The sequence below is a fragment of the Faecalibacterium sp. Marseille-Q0746 genome (assembly GCF_017377595.1).
GTDB lineage: Bacteria > Bacillota > Clostridia > Oscillospirales > Ruminococcaceae > Faecalibacterium > Faecalibacterium duncaniae.
In genome coordinates this window covers 27,668-48,075 of record NZ_JAFREI010000002.1, presented here as the reverse complement: position 1 = coordinate 48,075, position 20,408 = coordinate 27,668, and the positions used below count along the sequence as shown (strand labels likewise).

Annotated in this window: 19 protein-coding genes; 5 read left to right on the top strand and 14 right to left on the bottom strand. The window is 58.5% G+C overall.

Annotated elements, in window-relative coordinates; genetic code table 11:
• Window positions 1-141: 141 nt before the first annotated feature.
• The 6 genes from J3351_RS01585 to murC all read right to left on the bottom strand — a co-directional run bounded on the left by J3351_RS01585 (window position 142) and on the right by murC (window position 8,861).
• Window positions 142-1,575 carry a phage terminase large subunit gene (locus J3351_RS01585; RefSeq protein WP_156065585.1) on the bottom strand — a complete coding sequence of 478 codons (1,434 nt, stop codon included), beginning with the start codon at window positions 1,573-1,575 and terminating at the stop codon, window positions 142-144.
• On the bottom strand, window positions 1,572-1,856 hold the full coding sequence (locus tag J3351_RS01580; protein ID WP_097770410.1) for a chemotaxis protein: 285 nt from the start codon (window positions 1,854-1,856) through the stop codon (window positions 1,572-1,574). The genes J3351_RS01585 and J3351_RS01580 overlap by 4 nt, the downstream gene beginning before the upstream one ends.
• Window positions 1,857-2,169: 313 nt before the next feature.
• On the bottom strand, window positions 2,170-4,923 hold the full coding sequence (locus J3351_RS01575) for an insulinase family protein (RefSeq protein WP_242699266.1): 2,754 nt from the start codon (window positions 4,921-4,923) through the stop codon (window positions 2,170-2,172).
• Window positions 4,924-5,170: 247 nt separating this feature from the next.
• On the bottom strand, window positions 5,171-6,421 hold the full coding sequence (locus J3351_RS01570) for an MFS transporter (protein WP_207696964.1): 1,251 nt from the start codon (window positions 6,419-6,421) through the stop codon (window positions 5,171-5,173).
• Window positions 6,422-6,426: 5 nt separating this feature from the next.
• Window positions 6,427-7,224 (bottom strand): zinc dependent phospholipase C family protein, encoded by a 798-nt coding sequence (locus J3351_RS01565; protein WP_207696963.1) that lies wholly within the window; start codon window positions 7,222-7,224, stop codon window positions 6,427-6,429.
• Between the two features lie 257 nt (window positions 7,225-7,481).
• A complete protein-coding gene (gene murC / locus J3351_RS01560) occupies window positions 7,482-8,861 on the bottom strand; it encodes a UDP-N-acetylmuramate--L-alanine ligase (protein ID WP_035393696.1) in 1,380 nt (459 codons plus the stop codon).
• 326 nt (window positions 8,862-9,187) lie between these two features.
• Between murC and J3351_RS01555 the strand changes: the two genes are divergently transcribed.
• Window positions 9,188-10,033: a DegV family protein gene (locus J3351_RS01555; protein ID WP_207696962.1), complete on the top strand. Its 846-nt coding sequence runs from the start codon at window positions 9,188-9,190 to the stop codon at window positions 10,031-10,033.
• 70 nt (window positions 10,034-10,103) lie between these two features.
• Here J3351_RS01555 and J3351_RS01550 read toward each other — a convergent pair whose 3' ends face one another.
• The 8 genes from J3351_RS01550 to J3351_RS01515 form a co-directional block, all read right to left on the bottom strand.
• A complete protein-coding gene (locus J3351_RS01550; protein WP_207696961.1) occupies window positions 10,104-11,774 on the bottom strand; it encodes an amino acid ABC transporter ATP-binding/permease protein in 1,671 nt (556 codons plus the stop codon).
• Window positions 11,771-13,504 (bottom strand): ABC transporter ATP-binding protein/permease, encoded by a 1,734-nt coding sequence (locus tag J3351_RS01545; RefSeq protein WP_207696960.1) that lies wholly within the window; start codon window positions 13,502-13,504, stop codon window positions 11,771-11,773. Before J3351_RS01545 ends, J3351_RS01550 begins: the two co-directional genes overlap by 4 nt.
• Window positions 13,501-13,899, bottom strand: coding sequence for a metal-dependent transcriptional regulator (locus J3351_RS01540; RefSeq protein ID WP_005931315.1), 399 nt, complete (start codon window positions 13,897-13,899; stop codon window positions 13,501-13,503). Before J3351_RS01540 ends, J3351_RS01545 begins: the two co-directional genes overlap by 4 nt.
• A 123-nt stretch (window positions 13,900-14,022) precedes the next feature.
• Window positions 14,023-14,193 (bottom strand): FeoB-associated Cys-rich membrane protein, encoded by a 171-nt coding sequence (locus J3351_RS01535; protein ID WP_005931317.1) that lies wholly within the window; start codon window positions 14,191-14,193, stop codon window positions 14,023-14,025.
• A gap of 34 nt (window positions 14,194-14,227) precedes the next feature.
• Window positions 14,228-16,417 carry a ferrous iron transport protein B gene (feoB, locus tag J3351_RS01530; protein WP_156072934.1) on the bottom strand — a complete coding sequence of 730 codons (2,190 nt, stop codon included), beginning with the start codon at window positions 16,415-16,417 and terminating at the stop codon, window positions 14,228-14,230.
• A gap of 25 nt (window positions 16,418-16,442) precedes the next feature.
• Window positions 16,443-16,664, bottom strand: coding sequence for a FeoA family protein (locus J3351_RS01525; protein WP_005931321.1), 222 nt, complete (start codon window positions 16,662-16,664; stop codon window positions 16,443-16,445).
• 79 nt (window positions 16,665-16,743) lie between these two features.
• A complete protein-coding gene (locus J3351_RS01520) occupies window positions 16,744-16,959 on the bottom strand; it encodes a FeoA family protein (protein WP_005931323.1) in 216 nt (71 codons plus the stop codon).
• 404 nt (window positions 16,960-17,363) lie between these two features.
• Window positions 17,364-17,942 carry a DUF3793 family protein gene (locus J3351_RS01515; protein ID WP_156060622.1) on the bottom strand — a complete coding sequence of 193 codons (579 nt, stop codon included), beginning with the start codon at window positions 17,940-17,942 and terminating at the stop codon, window positions 17,364-17,366.
• A gap of 436 nt (window positions 17,943-18,378) precedes the next feature.
• Between J3351_RS01515 and J3351_RS01510 the strand changes: the two genes are divergently transcribed.
• The 4 genes from J3351_RS01510 to J3351_RS01495 all read left to right on the top strand — a co-directional run bounded on the left by J3351_RS01510 (window position 18,379) and on the right by J3351_RS01495 (window position 20,325).
• Entirely contained in the window at window positions 18,379-18,516 is a 138-nt protein-coding gene (locus tag J3351_RS01510; protein ID WP_005931339.1) for a hypothetical protein, read from the top strand.
• A 140-nt stretch (window positions 18,517-18,656) separates the two neighbouring features.
• Window positions 18,657-19,226 (top strand): hypothetical protein, encoded by a 570-nt coding sequence (locus J3351_RS01505; RefSeq protein ID WP_227622518.1) that lies wholly within the window; start codon window positions 18,657-18,659, stop codon window positions 19,224-19,226.
• The gene (locus tag J3351_RS01500) at window positions 19,223-19,744 is read left to right on the top strand and encodes a GNAT family N-acetyltransferase (protein WP_156058454.1); all 522 of its coding nucleotides are present in this window, start codon (window positions 19,223-19,225) and stop codon (window positions 19,742-19,744) included. Before J3351_RS01505 ends, J3351_RS01500 begins: the two co-directional genes overlap by 4 nt.
• Window positions 19,741-20,325, top strand: coding sequence for a uridine kinase (locus J3351_RS01495; protein ID WP_156060620.1), 585 nt, complete (start codon window positions 19,741-19,743; stop codon window positions 20,323-20,325). The genes J3351_RS01500 and J3351_RS01495 overlap by 4 nt, the downstream gene beginning before the upstream one ends.
• The last annotated feature ends 83 nt before the right edge of the window (window positions 20,326-20,408 follow it).

Genomic DNA, 20,408 nt, shown 5'->3' with positions numbered 1-20,408 from the left:
CTTCGCAATGCCACCTCTCCTAATAGGAGAGGCCTTGGCAGTCCCCGCAAAGTTCCCGGTTTCGCCAGAGGCTCCCCTACTAGGGGAGCTGTCGAGCGTATGCGAGACTGAGAGGTTGTACAGAGCAGAGCCTTTCCATAGCTACACCCTATACACCCTCGCCCTCCGGTGCAGCTCCAGCGGGTCGTCCCCCACCGGAGGCTGCACGGTCTGCCGGGGAGGGGAGATGGGATTTTCCATCAGCACATAGCGGCACTCGTCATAGATATGGTCCTCCTGCCGGGTGTCGATGTCCTCCACATTGCTCTCGTCATAGACCAGGTTCGGGAGGGTGCGGATGAAGTGCCTGCAGGTGTTGAACACCTGAAACATGGGCCGCCCCTCCCCATCGAACGCCAGCCGGTAGTGGAACTGCATCTTCCCCGCCAGCCGGGTGTGGTCACCGGGGACCCAGTGGAGAAAATGGGGGCCCCGCTCCATCATGGCGGCAATGCTCTCGCCCCGGCTCTCATCAAAGATAGCGGGGTCAGCCACCCCCAGAATGGTGCGGCCCTTGAGCATCGGGTCGTTCTGCTCCACCTCCCGGATCCGCCTTGCCTGCTCCACCGGATCGATGCGCAGGCCCTCGTTGGGGCGGCCCGTGCAGCCGTACAGCTCCTTGATGCGGTAAAGCCTGCCCTCCTCATCCGCCGCGTACCACCCCACCGAGAACGGCTTCGAGAAACCGAAATCGTACCCCCGGTAGATCTTCCAGTGTCTGGGGATGGCAAAGGGCGCAATGACATGGGTCCAGCGCTGGTCCTGATAATGCCCCGGGTCGTTCCTCCACTCGGTGAACACCTGCCCCGAAAAGCTGTCCCAGCTGCCATAGAGCAGGGCCTGCTTTTCTGCCTCGGGCAGGCTTGCCAGACTGGCAAGGTAGTCCGGGTCATTTTCCAGCAGAGCGGGGTTGTCGAACACGCTGGACGGGATAAACACCCTTGCCCGCTCCAGCACTTTCTCGGTTCCGTCCGGCATCCGCACCGGGAACTGTTCCACAATGGGGGTGCCGGGCGGGGCAGGCGTGATGAACCGTGCTTTCACCCAGCCGTGCCCCACACCGCCGGGATTGGTGGTGGCCCGCAGGTAGACCCGGGTGCCCGGGCCGGTAGGGCGGTTGCGGCTCATCATATAGCTGTACTCTTCCCACTCGAAATGGGTCAGCTCATCGAACCCGATGAAGTCGAAGGCCTTGCCCTGATAATTTGTGCGGTCCTTGGTGTACTGCATGGAACCAAAGTAGATCTTTGCCCCGCTGGGGAACACCCACACATGGCTGGTGGCGTTGTACTGCGCCGTGGGAAAAGCCCGCTTGTAGTAGGCCATGCTCTTGTCCACCAGATCACTGAGCTGGGGGTAGGTCTTGCGCAGGATGAGCCCCCGATAGTGGGGGATGTGCACCTGCCGCAGGGCCTCGATCACCAGCGCGTCACTCTTGCCGCCACCTGCCGCGCCCCCGTACAGGGCTTCCGGTTCCGGGCGGCGCATGAACTCCGCCTGCCGGGGCTGGGGCCGCCATACGATCTCTGCATTCATACGTCCTCCACGGCTGGCAGAAGCACCACACCGCACGCCCGGGCCTCGGCATCCGCCCCCTGATCGTTCAGGGTCTTGGCCACCGCGGCCAGATCCTTCAGCACCGCCGTAGCCTCCTTGAGCCCCTTCATCAGGGCGGGGTCAGAGCCATCGCCACGCTGGACCTTCTGCCGGGCGTTCAGTTCCTTGACCTCCTGTGCCAGCATGGTGCTCAGGGTGTCGGTGGCCTTGTGCAGGCTGGCAAGGCTCTTGTCCCTGCCCGGCTGTTTTGCTTGCGCCATCCTGTGTTCTCACATCCTTTCTGTTTGGCTTGGCACAAGGATACCAGCTTTTCGTCCCCTGCAACAGCGCGCACTTTTGCAAGGCCGTTTTGTACTTTTAGCGTCATAGAATCCCATCTGTATAAAATAATCTTTCATTTTTCATCGCTGTATCGCGCCGTGCGGAAATCTCCGTTTTTCTCCCGGATTTTCCATGCGCAGGCACATCAGGTGCGTGAAGTACCTTTTGCGCAAAAAAGCAGGCACTCCGCCCGCCCCGTCCGGGGCAAAGGCAGAGTGCCTGCTTTCGTTACAGATTCAGTTTCGGTTCTGCTTACAGGGTCTCGATGCGGTCAAACAGCTGCTTGCCTGCTTCCACAGCGTCCTTGCTGCCAAAGGCCACACGGGTGGCGTTTGCCATCCGGTCTGCAAGGTCTGCAGCCTGTGCCCGGATCGTTTCAGCTGTCACACTGCACATGGCCTTGCGGTCCGCGGCCAGCATGGCATCGGTGATGCCGCAGAAGTACCGGCGGTCCAGCTCCTTGGCCTCAGCGTTGGGCTTTTTGGGCGAATCCATCTCGGACACCGCGCCCACGATGAACTCGGTCAGGTCTTTTTCGGTGTACTCCCGGCCTGCCAGCACCTCGGGGGCCTTGGCAAAGGTCTCGTAGCTCTCGGTCAGGTGGGGGTCACGGTAGGTGTACAGTCCCTCGGTCTGGGCACGGGTCAGCATTCCGGTGCCGTAAGCGCCGCCCACCTCACGGATGTTGTGCCACAGGTATTCGTAGCTCATAATGCGGGCCAGCACCCGGCGGTCGGCCTGCCGCTCCATGGGCCAGGTCAGGATATCATAGTTCACGCCGCCGTCAATGATAAAGGCCTCGTTCACGGGGGCAGTCAGCACCTCTGTGTAGGGCTTGGCAGCGGTGCGGCCCTGGGCAGCAAAGGCACTGCCGGGCAGCAGGGCACGCAGCTTTTCCAGCGCTTCCTCGCTGCCATGCAGGCTGACGGTCAGGGCTGCATGGTTCAGCACCTTTTCCCGCACCGCTTCCAGCTTTTTGCCCATGGCGGCCCAGTCGGCCTGTTCCAGCAGGCCGCACAGGAAGTGGTACCCGGTCACGCCGCTGCACCGCTCACTCAGGGCATACTCCACTGAGTAGTGGGCGGCGGCACGCACGGCAGCGTACTGGTTGCCCTGCCGGATGAACTGCTGCTCCATGTTCAGCTTCTGCTGGCTCAGCACCCGGGCAAAGGCTTCCTCGGCCTTGGGGCCGGTCAGGCAGGTCTTGTAGAGATACTCACTGCCCAGCGCAATGGCCTTGTCCAGATTCCGCTCCAACAGGCTCATGTTCCAGGTGAGCTTTGCGTGGCAGGGGCTGCCCTCCTGCCGCCCGGTCCAGAAGCTGATGCAGGCCGTGCTGTTGCCCAGCCAGGTGGCGCGCTGGGTCTGCAGCTCCCGGGCAGTGTGCTCCGGGGTATCCAGCTCGTCCAGAATATCGGTCAGCAAGTCAAGATACTGCACCTCTTCCGGGGTGCACTCGCCCAGGTCGTAGTAGAAATTCAGATACAGGCTGCCCTTGGAGGGGTGGTGCAGCAGCTCCGCACCGGCCAGCGGTTCCACCGTACCGGCAGCGCTCCTGTCACCATCGCCCAGGTCGGCCACGGTCAGCGGATGGTCCAGCACCAGCTTGCCGTCGTTGCGGGCAGGGGCAGCATCCTCTTCGTCCTTCTTGGGCAGGGCCGGGGTCTGGATCACCTGCACCGGCTCGGCCAGCAGCAGATCCTTCAGCAGGTCGTTGAACCAGCCGGTGGAAAGCTTCTCCCGCAGGGAAGCAAACAGTTTGTCGGTGTGGAGCAGCAGGGCCGGGTCTCCGGTGTGGAGCCAGCCGGTGGCGGCATAGATGGCATCCAGCACACCGTCGGGCAGGCTGCCCGGGCGCTCCAGGGAGGCAAACTCCATGGCGTTCAGGCTGGCCAGCAGCAGTTCCTCGGGGATGCCCCCTGCCAGCAGGTCGGTCACAGCCTGTTTCACGCCAGCTGCAAATTTGGGGGCAGTCTCTGCGGTGGCCCCCCGCAGCACCAGCTCCAGCGTGGGCTGCAGGGTGCTGTCGTCAAAGCCAATGTCGATATCCGCGCCCAGCTTCTGCTCCAGCAGAGCTGCCTTCAGCGGGGACTGGTTGGTGCCCAGCAGGGCATCCAGCAGGATCTCCACGCCCAGCTGGCGCTCTCGGTCAGCAAACGCGCCGGTGTACCAGGCCAGCGCACACTGCACCTGATCCGGCTCGGGTTTTTCGGTGTAGTACGGGATGTGCACACGCACACCGTTCTGCTGGTCCTGCACCGTCAGCCGGGGGCGGCTGGTGCCCTTGGGCATCCTGCTCAGATAGTGCTCATCCAGAAACGCCAGCTTCTCGGCCATATCCATCTTGCCGTACAGGGTGATGCAGCAGTTGTCGGCGCTGTAATGGCGGCGGTACACCCGCTGGTATTTTTCATAGGTCAGGGCCGGGATGGAGGCCGGGTCGCCGCCGGACACAAAGCCGTAGGCCGTATCCGGGAACATGGCCCGCTCCAGCGCGTTCTGCAGCTGCGCGTCCGGGGAGGCCAGCGCACCCTGCATCTCATTGTAGACCACACCGCTCACCGTGCCGTCCGCGTCCCGGTGCCAGCCCTCCTGCTCGAACACGGCCTTGTCCACCATGGCCAGCGGGCAGAACACGGCGTTCAGGTACACGTCCATCAGGTTCCTGAAGTCGGTCTCGTTGGGGGTGGCAAAGGGATACACCGTCTTGTCCGGGAAGGTCATGGCGTTCAGGAAGGAGGCCATACTGCTCTTGAGCAGCTGCAAAAAAGGCGAGTTCACGGGGTACTTCTCGCTGCCCGCCAGCACCGAGTGCTCCAGAATGTGGAACACACCGGTGTCGTCGGAGGGGAAGGTGCCGAAGCCGATGCCGAACGCCTTGTTGGTGTCCTCGTTCTCCACCAGCAGGACAGTGGCCCCGCTCACATCGTGGTTCAGAACCGTCAGCACACCGTGCTGCTCCGGGCAGTCCTCGCGGCGCACCAGCGTATAACCGGGATAGTTCATGTTGTTTCTCCTTTGGGTCATATTTTTTCAAAGTGTTTGGCCCTATTGTACCACGCCTTCCGGTAAGACGCAACGAACAAAAAAGCCCTCCCAAAGGGAAGGCTCTTGCGGTTAAACCCCACCGTCATCCCTGCGGGATGCCACCGCCCCTGATAGGGGCGGCCTTGGCAAAGAGGTCAGGCTTTGCGAAATGCCAAGGGCCCCACTACTAGGGGGGCTGTCACCGCAGGTGACTGGGGGGTTCAATTCACTTTTGATCCGACACCCGGAACAGCACGAATCCCACAATGAACAGCACGATCAGGCTGCCCACGCCCACATTGGCGCTGCCGGTCAGCTGGCTGCCCACACTGACGATCATGGTGCCCAGAAAGGATGCGCCCTTGCCGCAGATATCGAACAGGCCGAAGTACTCGCCCGATTTTTCCGGCGGGATGATCTTGGCAAAATGGCTCCGGCTCAGCGCCTGGATGCCGCCCTGGAACATGCCCACCACAACGGCCAGCACCCAGAACTGCCACTGGTGCTTCAGGAAAAAGGCAAACAGCGCAATGCCCGCATAGGCTGCGATGCAGACCGGGATGAGGGTGCCCGAGGGGTATTGCCCGCTCAGCCGCCCGAACACCAGTGCCGAGGGGAAGGCCACGATCTGGGTGACCAGCAGCGCCAGCAGCAGGCCGGTGGTGTCCAGCCCCAGGGCCGTGCCGTAGGCCGTGGCCATATCGATGATGGTGTATACGCCATCGATGTAGCAGAAAAAGGCCAGCAGGAACCAGAACACCTGCCTGTCCTCTTTCAGGTGGCGGAGGGTGTGGCCGATGCGGGCAAAGCTCTGCCGGATGGCATGTTCCTGCACCTCCACAAAGTGTACCTGCTTATACTGGCGCAGCAGGGGCAGGGTGGTCACCAGCCACCAGACGGCGGTGATAAAGAGAGTAAGGTTCAGCGCCGTCATCTGGGAGATACCGATGCTCCCGGCCCCCAGCACCAGCGCCAGACAGACCACAAAGGGCACACAGCTGCCAATGTAGCCCCAGGCATAGCCTTTGGAGGAGACCTCATCCATCCGGTCCGGCACAGTCACATCGCTGAGCATGGAGTCATAGAACACCAGACTGCCCGAAAAACCCACCTTGGCAAAGATGAAGATGAGCAGGAACGGCAGCCAGGTGCTTGCCATCCCCATGGCGCAGCAGCCGATCACGCCCACTGCCACGCAGAAGGTGAAAATGGGCTTTTTGAAGTTGCGGGTATCGGCCAGTGTGCCAAGGATCGGGCTGAGCACCGCCGTGATGACCGTGACTGCCGAGGCTGCATAGCCCCAGTAGGCCAGATACTCCACCGAGCTCAGGCCGCCCCCCTCAGCCAGTGCGTTGAAGAAGATGGGGATCAGCGTTGCCACCAGCAGCACAAACGCCGAGTTGCCCACATCGTATAAGATCCACGCCCGTTCCAGGCTGGTCAGGCGAAATTTTTGCTTTGCTTCGTTCATTTGCATTCCTCTCAAAATTCTCCGAAGGTGTGGTCATAGGCCTTGTCCAGCGGTGCGCCGTTGGAGAGCCCTTCCACATATTCCGTGATGAGCCGCACTGCCAGCGGGAGAGCCTGCTGATACAGCGCTTCCAGCTCTTTGTCGCTGGTCTCGCACCGGGGATTGGGCTGGAGGTTCGCCACCAGCCCGTGCATGACATCATAGGTACCTGCCGCTTTCAGGGCCGTCAACACCACCCAGCGCTTGACCGGGCTGGTAGCCTGCAGCAGATGGTGCACCCGCACCATGCCCCGCATGGCTCCGTAGGTCTCGTCTGCCGTGACATTTTCGTAGAACGGCGCAATGATCTTTGCAAACTCCCGGTTGGGGCGGATATGCCCCGCCGTGAAAAAGTGCATCGGGTCAAGCCCGTCCTCCCGCATCAGCTGGTTGTCAAACTCCGTCTCGATCTCGCAGTGGCTCACACCGCTTTCCCGGGTGTAGCGCTCCACATAGGGGTGGCAGGTGCTGTCCAGTGCAAAGTGGCAGACGAACCCCAGCGCATAGGCCAACGCAGCATTCTTGTTGCGGGCCGTGTTCACCACGCCCCGGGCCCGGGTAAAGAACACCCGGCCCGGCTGCTCGTGCATGGCGTTGCCCAGCCGGTTCACGGGGTTGGACTGCAATGCCCGGTAGTAGAACATCAGGTCAGGCCCGTGCAGGCCCATATCATACAGCGGCCGGTACGGGGTGATCCTTTCCCGCAGCTCCCTGGGCAGCTGCACCAGAACATCCGCACCAAAGCGGCGATGTGCATACGTAGATGGCATATCCTCTCTCCTCCTTTTCGTACCAGAATCAGTATAGCAGAATCCCACCCCCGCCGCCACCCTTCCGGGTCTGATTTGTGTAAAATTTTTGAGATATTTTTCATCACGCCCATCCCATAGCGCAAAAACGCCCCGCCGGTCTCCCGGCAGGGCGCTTTCGCAGGGTGGTATTGCAGACCAGTTCGGTCTGTGAAACACCCGGCAGCCAAAAGCCGCCGGGCGTTTTTGACCCGGCGGCTTTCAGCTATTCCAAACGATCAGTCTTTCTTCACCATCATCTTGCTGGCCTTATAGATATCGCCGCAGCCCAGGGTGATGACCAGATCGCCCTCCCGGGCATTCTGCTTGACCCAGTCAGCGGCAGCCTCAAGGCTGTCCACCAGCACAGAGTTGGGGATCTGCGCCGCCAGCTTTGCGCTGGTAATGGTGGGGTCGTTGGGCTCGCGGCTGCCCATGATGGGGGTGATCACCGTGATATCAGGGATCTTGAACACATCCACAAAGTCGTTGAACAGCATCTTGGTCCGGCTGTATGTAAACGGCTGATGGACTGCGATGACACGATTGTAGCCCAGCTCCTTGGCGGTGTTCAGGGTCGCGCGGATCTCGGTGGGATGGTGGGCGTAGTCGTCCACGACCACCGCGCCGTTGCACTCGCCGTAGACCTCAAAACGGCGGCCTGCCCCCTTGAAGTTCAGGGCAGCGTTGGCGCACTCCTCCACGGTCAGGCCCACAGAGCGGCAGACAGCACACATGGCCAGTGCATTGTAAATGTTGTGGCGGCCCGGCACTGCCAGACGGATGTGGCCCAGCTCATTGGTATCCCACTCCTTCAGATCAAATTCAAAGAAGCCGGGCTTGTACTCCTGCACGTTGACAGCACGGTAATCAGCCGCATTGTCAATGGCAAAGGTGCGCACGCGGCGGTCCAGGGTGTACATGACATCCATGGTGTTCTTGTCGTCCGCATTGGCAAAGATCATAAAATGGGTCATCAGGGCAAAGCGCTTGAAGGCAAACTTCAGCTCGCCCATGCTGCCGTAATAGTCCAGATGGTCGTTATCGATGTTCAGCACCACGGACATATAGGGGGTCAGCTTGAGGAAGGTCTCGGAGAACTCGCAGGCCTCAATGACGATATCATCACCCTTGCCGGCCTTGCCGTAGCCGCCGATGAGGGGCAGCTTGCCGCCGATGACTGCAGAGGGATCACGACCTGCCAGCTCCAGTGCGGTGGTGATCATGGAAGTCGTAGTGGTCTTGCCGTGGGTGCCGGAAACGCAGATGCTGTCCTTGTACAGACGGCTCACATAGCCCAGCAGAACGCTGCGCTCCACAGTGGGGATGCCATAGGAAGCGGCGGCGTTCAGCTCCACGTTGTCCTTGGCAATGGCGGCAGAGTAGACCACCAGGTCAGAGCCGATCACGTTGTCCGCAGCATGACCCAGGCTGACCTTCACGCCCATCTCCCGCTCCGAGCGGATGATGCTGCCGTCCAGCACATCGCTGCCGGAGATATCATATCCCTTGGCAGTGAGGATCTGGATCAGCGGATACATACCGCTGCCACCGCAGCCGATGAAGTGGATCTTTTTTACATGATCCAGCAGATGCATGGTATAATCAGTAACGAACATAAGCAGGCAAACCTCCAATAAACAAACGGCCGCAAGGCAGACCGAATCCATCTTAATTCTTGGGTACTACTTATTATATAATTTTTGGCCGACAAAATAAACAGTTCCGAGCGAATTTTCGGAAAGAACCAGAAACTCCGGCACATTTTTGTTACAACTGTACAGATATCCCATGGATTTTCGCCCCTTTTGCACACTTCATAAAAGATTTACATTTTTTATCGGCTTGATAGCTAACAATTTTGAAGTATTTGTGGTATGATAGTTGCAAATTTCGAACTATCACGCTGCCGCCGGACGCGCGGCTGGAAAAGAGGAATCTCATTTTGAACATCAAGATCACTGCGGACAGCACCTGCGATCTGTCCGAAGCGCTGCTCCGGCAGTGGAACATCAGCCTGATCCCCATGCACATTCTCATGGGGGAGGAAAGTTATCTGGACGGCGTTACCATCCACCCCGCCGATGTATTCGCCCATGCCCAGAACGGCGGCAAAATGCCCAAATCTGCCGCCCCCAATCTGGTGGAGTACACCGACTTCCTCGCCCCCTTTGCCAGAGACTACGATGCCGTCATCCACATCAATGTCGGCTCCAAATTCTCCTCCTGCTTCCAGAACGCCCGGCTGGCGGCGCAGGAGTTCGACAACGTCTATGTTGTGGACAGCGAGAATATCTGCACCGGGCAGGGCTATCTCGTCCTGCAGGCAGCCAAGTGGGCCGCTGACGGCCTGCCGCCCAAGAACATTTCCATGCGCTTACAGGGCCTTGCCAAGCGCGTCGAGTTGAGCTTTGTGCTCAACCAGCTGGACTACATGGCCAAAAGCGGCCGCTGCTCCGGCGTGCTGGCCTTCGGGGCCAACATTCTGGGCATCAAGCCCAGCCTGGCCGTCATCGATGGTGAACTGAAAGTCGTGCGGAAGTACCGGGGCAGTCTGCCCATCTGCGTGGGCAAGTATATCACCGACCAGCTGGCGAACCGGGAGGACATCGACCGCAGCATGGTGTTCATCTCTTCCACCCAGGCGAAGCCCGGCTGCATGGAGGCCATCAAGGCCGGACTGCGGCAGTACGGCAATTTTGAGAATGTCTACGAGACCGACATCGGCACCACCATCGGCGGCTATTCCGGCCCCGGTACCATCGGCATCGTGTTTGCACGCAAGCAGTAAATTTCTCCCTGCACACAAAAAAGACGCGCTCATCACAGAGCGCGTCTTTTTTGCTTGATATCCGGTTTTCTCAGCTCAGCCGTCCGCTCTCTACCGAGAAGCTCAGGTCGGCCACGGCCATGGTGGATCTGCGATGGGAAACCAGCAGGACGGTCTTTTCCCTGCACTCATCCCGCACGGCCTTGAGGATGATCCCTTCGTTCAGGCTGTCCAGATTGGAGGTAGGCTCGTCCAGCAGGAGAAAGGGTGCATCGTGCAGGAAGGCACGGGCCACACCGATGCGCTGGCGCTCACCGCCGGAGAGTGCACCGCCCAGCTCGCCCACAGGGGTATCATATCCCTTGGGCAGGCTGTTGATAAAGCCATCCAGCGCGGCCTTTCTGCAGGCAGCCTCCACCTCGGCACGGGTGGCATCGCGCCGGGCGATCCGGATGTTGTTTTCAATGGTATCGTCAAACAGCTCCGTTTCCTGGGTCACAAGACTTTCCTGGGCGCGCAGGGCGGCAGTGTTCACGGTGCGGATGTCTCGTTCACCAAACCGGATGGTGCCGCTGCTCACATCCCAGAAGCGCATGAGCAGCCGCAGGAAGGTGGATTTGCCGCTGCCGGAACGGCCCGTGATGCCCACGATCTTCTTTTCCGGGATAGTCAGGCTCAGGTCGTGGAGCACCTCTTCCTTGGCGTAGGCAAAGCTGACATGCTCAGCCTGTGCACCGGTAAAGACGGTATCCGCGCCGTCGGTCACATCGGCAGTCACGGGGTCTTCGTCCAGCAGGTCAAGGACACGGTCGGCACTGGCGAACACCTGTGTCAGGCTGGCACCGAGGTTGGCCAGCGCCACCACCGGGCCAAAGGAGCTCAGGGCCGACAGGGTGCAGACCAGCACTCCCTCCGCGCCCAGCTGGCCATTCTGATACAGCCGGATGCTCACCCCCAGCACAGCCAGCGCCGTCAGCACGATGAGGGTGTTGGCGGCACCCACAGTCACGCCCTCGCGGTACTTCATGGCCTTCTGCTTCTCCCCCAGCGTCTCGCTGTGGGCCGTGATGCCCTCGGCACGCGCGGCGGTGTTCTGGTACTGCAGGATATCCCGCAAGCCGCGCAGGCTTTCCAGCAGATAGCTGTTGGTGTCGGCCAGGGCCTGCCGGTACTCGCGAGCGGCTTTGTCGCCCCGTCTGGCAGACCACACCGGCAGAGCAATGCCCACCAGCAGATAGCCTGCCAGCAGCACCAGTGCGGGCAGAATATGATAACTGGCCGTAAAGCAGGTCATGCCAGTCACACAGAGGATCGCGATGCAGACCGGCGAAATAGTGTGGGCATAGAACACCTCCAGCTGCTCGATGTCGGCGGTGATCAGAGAGATCAGGTCGCCCCGGTCACGGCCCTCCAGCTTGGCGGGGGTCAGGCGGCGGAGTGCGCCGAACACCTTATCCCGGATGAGGGCCAGCAGCTTGAAGGCGATATAGTGGTTGGAAGCCTGCTCTGCGTAGCGCAGCACGCCGCGCAGCAGGGCAAAGACAAGGATGCAGACAAAGGCCGTGCCCACGCCTGCCAGCGGGCTGGGCAGGCCTGCCGCCGTGAGCAGGACAAAACCGCCGAAGACCGTGATAAAGGTGGCGCAGAAGTGGCCGATGACACCCATGACAATGGCTGCCAGCATGATGGGCAGCATGGGCCGGACCAGCACGATCAGCCGTGCGGCAATGGCAAACGGACTGCGGTGTTTTGTGTTGTTCATGCGCTCACCTCCCCAAGGTCTTCCAGCTGTTTCTGGGCGTTGTACAGGCGGCTGTACACCCCCTGTGCCGCCAGCAGGTCGTTGTGCGTTCCCTGCTCGGCGATGCGGCCTGCCTCCAGCACATAAATGCAGTCGCTGTCCACCACATTGGCCAGACGGTGGGAGATCAGGATCACTGTTTTCTTTCCCGCCAGGCTGTGGATGGCTTTCATGATATCGTTCTCACTCTCGGCATCCACATTGGAGGTCGCCTCGTCGAACACATAGATAGGTGAATCATGCAGCAGGGCACGGGCCATGGCAAGGCGCTGGCGCTGCCCGCCGGACAGGTTGGAGCCGCCCTCGTGGAGCACCGTTGCAAGGCCGCTCTGGCTGCGGCAGAAGTCTGCAAGGTTCACCTGCTCCAGCGCCGCCCAGAGCTCGGCCTCGGCTACATCGGGCCGGGCCATCCGGAGGTTGGCCTCCACCGTGCCCTTGAAGATGGCCGCATTGTGGGGCACCAGTGTCAGCAGGCGCAGACGGTCGGCCTGCTTCCATTCGCTGACCGGGATGCCGCCCAGCGTGACCTCTCCCTCCGTCGCGGTGCGGGCACCGGACAGAATGGCCGCTATGGTGCTCTTGCCGCAGCCGCTTTCGCCCACCAGCGAGACAAAGCTGCCCTGCGGGATGGTCAGGGACACATCGTGCAGAATAGTGCGCTCCTTCTCGTAACCAAAAGTGACATGCTCCAGCGCAAGGGTGCTGTCGGCCGGGTCGGCGGTCTTTTCGCCATCTTCAGGCTCCTGGGCAGAGAGCAGCCTGAAGATCTTCTCAGCCGAAGCCGCACCATTCATGGCAATGTGGAAGTAGCTGCCCAGCAGGCGCAGGGGCAGGAAGAAATCCGCCGCCAGCAGGAGGATGGTCAGGGCGCTGGTCAGGCTGAGCTGGCCCTTGGCAAAGGCCGATGCCGCGCTGATGATGCCAAGACCCGCACCGCCGTAGGCCATCAGGTCCATCAGGGTCACGCTGTTCAGCTGCATGGTCAGCACCTTCATCGTGATCTTGCGGAACCGCTCGGCCTGGGCATTCATCTCCTCGTGCTTCCAGCCGTCTGCCTGATAGATCTTCAGGGTGGTCAGGCCCTGGATATTCTCCAGAAAGCTGTCGCCCAGGGTGGTGTACTCGCCCCAGTAGTTCGCCAGCAGCTTCTTGGCGAACTTCTGCACCGCCACAATGGACAGGGGGATGAGCGGCACACAGCACAGCAGAAGGATGGCCGAGCGCGCGTGCACGCCCACCAGCAGCACAAACAGGGTCACCGGGGCCAGCAGGCTGTAAAACAGCTGGGGCAGATACTTTGCAAAGTAGGTGTCGATCTGCTCTACACCCTCGCTGGCCAGCATCACGGCTTCACTGGTGGCCACCGTCTCGCTGTAACCGGCCCCCAGACAGGTGAGCTTTGCATAGATGCTGCTGCGCAGGGTGCGCTTGACATCCTTGGAAGCCCGGTCGCTCATATCGGAGGCGCAGAGGGTAAGGCCATAGCGCACCGGCACAGTCAGCAGGCAGAGCAGCATCCCCTGCCAGAGGGCATTGCCGGTCAGGCTGCCCGCAAACACACCGCCGATGAGGCGGGATACCGTCATCACCAGCACCACATTGCACAGCATCCCCAGCCACTGGAACAGCACGTTCAGCCCCACATAGCGCAGGGCCTTCCGATCGAAGGAAAGCAGTTTTTTGTTGATCACGAAGCGTTCTCCTTTTCAGATTCATCCGGGCCGAACAGGCGGTCATATTCACCGGTAAAAGCCCGTTCGGGCAGGGCCGAAGTCAGAGCCAAAGCGGCATTATAGCGTTCCTCCTCGGTCATGTCGATGCGCACGGGCGGAAAATGCGTCAGCACCGTTTCCAGTTGAGCCCTGACCGCCTTTGCCACAAAGATGCCCCGATCGGTCAGATAGATCTTGCCATAGTGTTCCTTCACGATCATTCCCCGATCCATCAGCAGGTTCATAATGCGCACCACGCTGGGCTTAGTCACGTTCAACTTTTCGGCAATGCTGCGGGAGCAGATATCCAGATGCGTCTGGGAGACCTCATAGATGGCCAGGAGATACCGCAGATGGGCTGCTGTCAGTTCCATAGTATCACTCTCTCCTATAATAATGTAAGCCGCTTCCAGTGTTATCCAAAGCTAACTTTTTTCATTCTAAAAAAGGGCGCGGGCCGATTGGATGTTCGACCCGCGCCCAGCGGTTTTTACCGATCAGTGGCAGCCGCTGCAGCCGCCGCAATTGCCATTGCAGCCGCCTTCGCCGCAGCCCCCACAGCCGCCATGCTTGTGGGAGTGCCATGTGGCCCAGCCCACACCGCCAAACACGATAGCACCTACAATAATGGTAGGCAGATTAAAGTTCGTGGCCAGGAATTCCATCATACAGAACACACCCTTTCAAACTGGACAGATGATTTTACTTGATCTTGGAAACGTCGATCTTGACCTCGTTGTCGCCAACGTACTTGTTGGGGCGGAACATCAGGTACAGGAATGCGGCAAAAATCACGATTGCCACGATGGTGAAGAAGTTGAAGCCAACCTCACCGGTGATCAGGCCGCCGATCTGGTACACGACCAGAGCCGCGCAGTAAGCCAGAGCGCACATATAACCGATGGCGATGGCAGTCCACTTGCCATTGTTCATCTCACGCTTGATCGCGCCCATAGCAGCGAAGCAGGGAGCGCACAGCAGGTTGAAGATCATAAATGCGTAAGCGGACAGAGCGGTGTAATCCTGCGCAACTGCTGCCCAGATCTCATCACCGTTCTCAGACAGCTCGCCGCCGAAGTGATACAGAACACCGAAGGTGCCAACCACGTTCTCCTTTGCGATCAGACCAGAGACGGAAGCAACGGTTGCACGCCAGTTGCCGAAGCCCAGAGGAGCGAAGATCCAGGCGATCTTGGTAGCGATAGCGGCCAGGACGGAGTTGTCCTGATCCTCGACCATGCCGAAGGCACCATTCTCGAAACCGAAGCCCTGCAGGAACCACAGCACAACGGTAGCTGCCAGAATGACGGAACCGGCACGCTTGATGAAGGACCAGCCGCGCTCCCAGGTGGCACGGAAAACGTTGCCCCATGCAGGCACATGGTAAGCGGGCAGCTCCATAACGAAGGGTGCGGGGTCGCCAGCGAAGAGCTTGGTCTTCTTCAGAATAACACCGGAGCAAATGATGGCAGCCATGCCGATGAAGTAAGCGGAAACAGCAACCAGAGAGGAACCACCGAACATTGCACCTGCGATCAGGCCGATGATGGGCATCTTAGCGCCGCAGGGGATGAAGCAGGTGGTCATAATGGTCATGCGGCGGTCACGCTCGTTCTCGATGGTACGGGAAGCCATAACACCGGGCACGCCGCAGCCGGTACCGACCAGCACGGGGATGAAGCTCTTGCCGGACAGGCCGAAACGGCGGAAGATACGGTCCATGATGAAGGCGACACGGGACATATAGCCCACATCCTCCAGGATGGACAGCAGGAAGAACAGAACCAGCATCTGGGGAACGAAGCCCAGCACCGCGCCGACACCGGCCACGATACCGTCCATGATCAGGCCGTACAGCCAGCCTGCCACACCAATGCTCTCCAGGAAGCCGCCCAGCGCGCCCGGCACGATCTCACCAAACAGGACATCGTTGGTCCAGTCGGTCGCAAAGGTACCGATAGCCCAGCCGCCATCTGCAATGGAGGTGCCCATGGACAGGGAGTACATCAGGAACATGACCAGCGCGAAGATGGGCAGAGCCAGCACACGGTTGGTCACGATCTGGTCGATCTTATCGGAAACGGTCAGGTGCTCCACACGGGCCTTCTTTTTGACCGCCTTGTCAACGACACCGTTGATGTAGGAGTAGCGCTGGTTGGTGATGATGCTCTCCGCATCATCGTCCATCTCCTTCTCGCAGTCTTTGATGTGCTCATCAATGTGGTCAGCCAGAGCCTTGTCGAGCTTCAGCTCTTCCATGACCTTCTCATCCCGCTCGAACAGCTTGACCGCGTACCAGCGCAGGAAGCGGTCATCGACCTTGCCCTGGATGGACTCCTCGATGTGTGCGATGGCATGCTCCACACTGCCGGTAAAGACGTGGGGCAGCTCACCGGCCTTCTGCTTCTGGGCAGCGGCAACCGCAGCCTTGGCAGCAGCCTCGGTGCCCTCGCCCTTCAGAGCGCTGATCTCAACTGCCTGGCAGCCCAGCTCGCTGCTCAGCTTCTTCAGGTCGATCTTATCGCCGTTCTTGCGGACCAGATCGATCATGTTGACCGCCATAACAACGGGGATGCCCAGCTCGATCAGCTGAGTGGTCAGGTAGAGGTTGCGCTCAATGTTGGTGCCATCGATGATGTTCAGGATGGCATCGGGCTTCTCCTTGACCAGGTAAGTACGGGAGACGACCTCCTCCAGCGTGTAGGGAGACAGGGAGTAGATACCGGGCAGGTCCTGGATGATGACATCCTTATCGCCCTTCAGCTTGCCTTCCTTCTTTTCCACGGTAACGCCGGGCCAGTTGCCAACGTACTGGTTGGAGCCGGTCAGGTTATTGAACAGGGTAGTCTTGCCGCAGTTCGGGTTACCGGCCAGTGCAATTTTAATACTCATTGCGTGTCCTTTCCTCTCTTTGGAATCAAACCACTTCGATCATTTCAGCGTCGGCCTTGCGCACACTCAGTTCGTAGTTGCGCACGGTCAGCTCCATGGGGTCGCCCAGAGGTGCCACCTTACGGACATAGATCTCAACACCCTTGGTGATGCCCATGTCCATGATGCGGCGCTTGACCGGGCCTTCGCCATGCAGGCGTGCCACGGTGCAGGTCTCGCCGACCTTCACGTCCTTCAGAGTTTTCATGCAAATTTCCTCCTCTACTTGTCTTTATTCAGAGACCATTCCAGTGTCGGAGCAGGTCCCAAACAGCGTACTGCGCTGTTCAGCCGATCATAATGCGATTTGCCATCGTCCTGTCGAGTGCCAGGCGGCTTTCCTTGACCTGTACGATCAGGTTGCCTGCAATCTCGTTGACCACGGTCACTTCGCTGTCCACCACAAAACCAAGCTCTGCCAGATGCAGGCGGACTTCATCTTTGCCGGTAATCTTCTTGATGGTGACGGTCTCGCCCGCCTTCGCCATTGTCAGTGGCATCATAACATTCCACTCCCTTTTTCATACTGTTTGTGGGCTGCTGATGCACCGGAACAGTTAGTCAGTCGGAACTATCAGCATAGATAGTTTACGCTTACTAACCTTTGTTGTCAACAGTTTTTTCATTATTAAAAGTTAGTTTATATGAACAAACAGTTTTTCTGCCCAAATATCCCAGTTTTTTTATCACAATCAACAACAACTAACTCAAATTCCTGAGTAAAAGTTAGCCATTGTTTACATTTTACCGTTATTTTTTCTATCCATGAAATGACACAGCCGCCCGGTGCAGTGGTCAAGGCTGCAACGGACGGCCGCGTGTCAAAAGGAGGATTTCTTCCCACCGGAGCGTGGTTTGTTCCGGTGGGTGCCAGGATAAAAAGAGAGTATTGGTAGAGAATGACTTGTCAAGCCGCCACAGCAAGGCGGAAAATGGGGGTACCCTCATGGAACAGGCGCAGATATACTCTGGTGCACTTGTTCAACTGGGCAAAATGACGTGCGGCGGCATCAGGGTCGCCGTAAGCCTTCCAGCAGCCGCAGCAGGTGAAGTTGCGGCCCTGATTTTCGATAAAGCCCACCACATCGGTGAGCGGATAACCAAGAAACACACCGATCTCATGGGGAAAATCGGCTTCGCAGCACAGCCGCCGGGACAGCTGCCGCAGCATACCGTCACAATCGGAAGCATCTTCCGGCAGGGCATAGCCCTCGCGTTGCAGGAACTCCCGCACCGCCTCATCGGCCAACACCTGACGCAGGCGGCTCTCGCGGTAAACATAAATGAGATACCGGTGGGTTTGAGCACAGCCCTTGAGGACCCGGACCTTCAGCCCCTTCTCCCCCAGCTGGTCATTCCAGCGGCGCACCCGGGCAGCCAAGTCGGTACAGTCCCGAGTCTCATAGCGGAACAGCCCGGCAGGCTTCAGCCCTGCCAGCACAGGTGCGCACTGTTCGATCATCACGGTCTCAAAATTACGCTCCATGGCTGCTTTCCCTCCGCTTTTATCCATTTAAGGAACAGCGTTCCCCGCCGCACCGCATTCTATGCAGGCGTTGCAGTTAGATATTTCTAACCTCAAACTTTAAAAGAATGCGGCTCAGACCATTTGTTTGCTGACCGCTTCGTGGTTAGTTATTTCTAACATGGCATTATCTTACCACAGCTCTGGGGTGGTGTCAAGGGGTTTTGACAAGTTTTCTGCATCAAACTTTTTGCGCGTGTTGCGGCGTGTCGAAATTCATGGTATAGTATAGTCAGCCGCCCGCAAAGGCGGCGAAGGCGCTGTCTGCATCATTGGTGGTCATGCTTTCCAATCCCGTATCGCTGATTCTTCCTACATGGAATAAAGCAGGATACCGGGGACGGAACTTTTTTGAAGGAAACTTCCCGGAGCCTGATGGCGAAGGGAGGGATGTCGAATGACGCTGTTGGAAACTCTGGCACTGCTCACTTTCATGCTTGGCTTGCTGAGCCTGATTGTGGATGTGGTCCGCCTGACTCTTGAGGTCATGGATAAGTTTTCGCAGAAGAAAAACGATGATAGCAAAAAAGATTGACTGCCTCAGCGTACCAAACCTGACAGTCAATCTTTTTTGATTCTCGGGAAGGAAAGCTGACCGATGTGGATCAGCGCCTTTTCTATTTGTAGTATAGTCAATTTCCTTTATTTTGTCAAGGAAAGGCCGGATATAAACCTATGCCATCAATCTTTGATTACAAGCACTTCTTTGATGATTATTGTAAAGAACGCTCCCTTGATCTGCACTTATCCTTTGATATGCCCTCTGATTATGAGACCGCTTGCGGAACATTTGACCCTGCAAGCAAAACTGTGTTCATCAATGCAGAGCATCTGAACGCCAAACCTGACTATGAGAAAGCATTTTTTCTGTTTCACGAACTGCGTCACGCATCGCAGTATCTCTGTCCGGAACACTTCGGTTCCGAAATACACCGAAGCCTTCAATATGTCATTGGCTATGATGGTACATGCTATAAGCTGGTAAATGGCCATTACATCTCCTGCAAATTGGATGGCAATGAAGATTATTTTACCAACCTATATCTTGGTCAGCCGCACGAAGTCGATGCCAATACATTTGCTTACAAACAAGTCAAACAGCTCTATGGAGATTCTAAAGAGTTAAAAGCACTGTTTGATTTTTGGATGCCTCGCCATCCTCTCCCTGCCCACGCATACGATCTCATATTTTCGCAAATCGACAAAAGTATTTCTTGTATATCACCTTTGGAGGAAACGATATGACTTTCACACCTTTTGAAACCGCCCGGCTTCGCCTGCGCCCGCAGGAAGCTCGGGATGCCGGGTTTGCACTCTGCATCTGGGGTGACCCCATCACCGGAAAATATTTGTCCGACCCGGTGCTGGACGATATCGATGACCTGAACGAATATATGGAATTGCTCCGCAACCTGAGCGACAGCACCGACTGCTATTATGTCATTGCAGAGGACAAAGTCACCCACCAGCCCATTGGTACCTGCTGTGCTGTGGTCAAGGATGGCGGCAGCTGCTGGGATATCGGTTACTGCATCCACCCTACCTGCTGGCGCAAGGGTTATGCCAAAGAAATGGTAAACGCTCTGGTGCAGTTCGGTGCACAGAACGGTATAAAAACCGTTCTGGCCGATGTTGCCGCCGAAAATGCCGGTTCCTGCGGTGTGATGCGTGCACTAGGTTTCACACCCACTGAAAATGGAACCTTCCGCCGAAGCGGCTCTCAGACCGAATACAAAAATCTGACGTTTAAGAAGGAATTATGATTTCAACCACCCTTTCCCCTCTCGTGGAAAAACTCTCCAATTTTCTCTCTGCCCATCCTGCCGCCCCGGTGCTGGTGGCGCTGGACGGCCGGTGCGGCAGCGGAAAAACCACGCTGGCGGCACAACTGGCCCGGCAGTTCCCCCAGAGCATCACGGTGCATACCGATGACTTCTATCTTTCTCCAGCCAGCCGTGTGGCAAACTGGGAGCAGATCCCTTGCGCCAACATGGACTTGGAGCGTCTGCGTGCCCAGGTGCTCACCCCCGCCCGGGCCGGGCAGGCAATCCCCTACCGTGCCTACTCCTGCCGGGCGGGTGCCTACCTGCCGGAACAATGCTTTGCGCCCCAGCCGCTGGTCATCGTGGAGGGCAGTTACAGCTGCCACCCCACCCTTGCGGACTGTTATGATCTGAAGGTTTTCGTCACCTGCTCCAAGGAAGAGCAGGCCCGCCGTCTGCTGGCGCGGGAGGGAGAACGCTATTCCGGCTTCACCGCCCGGTGGATCCCGCTGGAAGAGGGGTATTTCGCAAAATTCCAGATCGAGCAGACCGTTGACTTTATCCTTGATACGACCTGTTAACTTTTTGCAAATTCCAGCGCTTTGCCCCTGCAAACCTGCTGCAAAATATGTTATAGTTAGGATGGAACAATCATTTTTTCAAG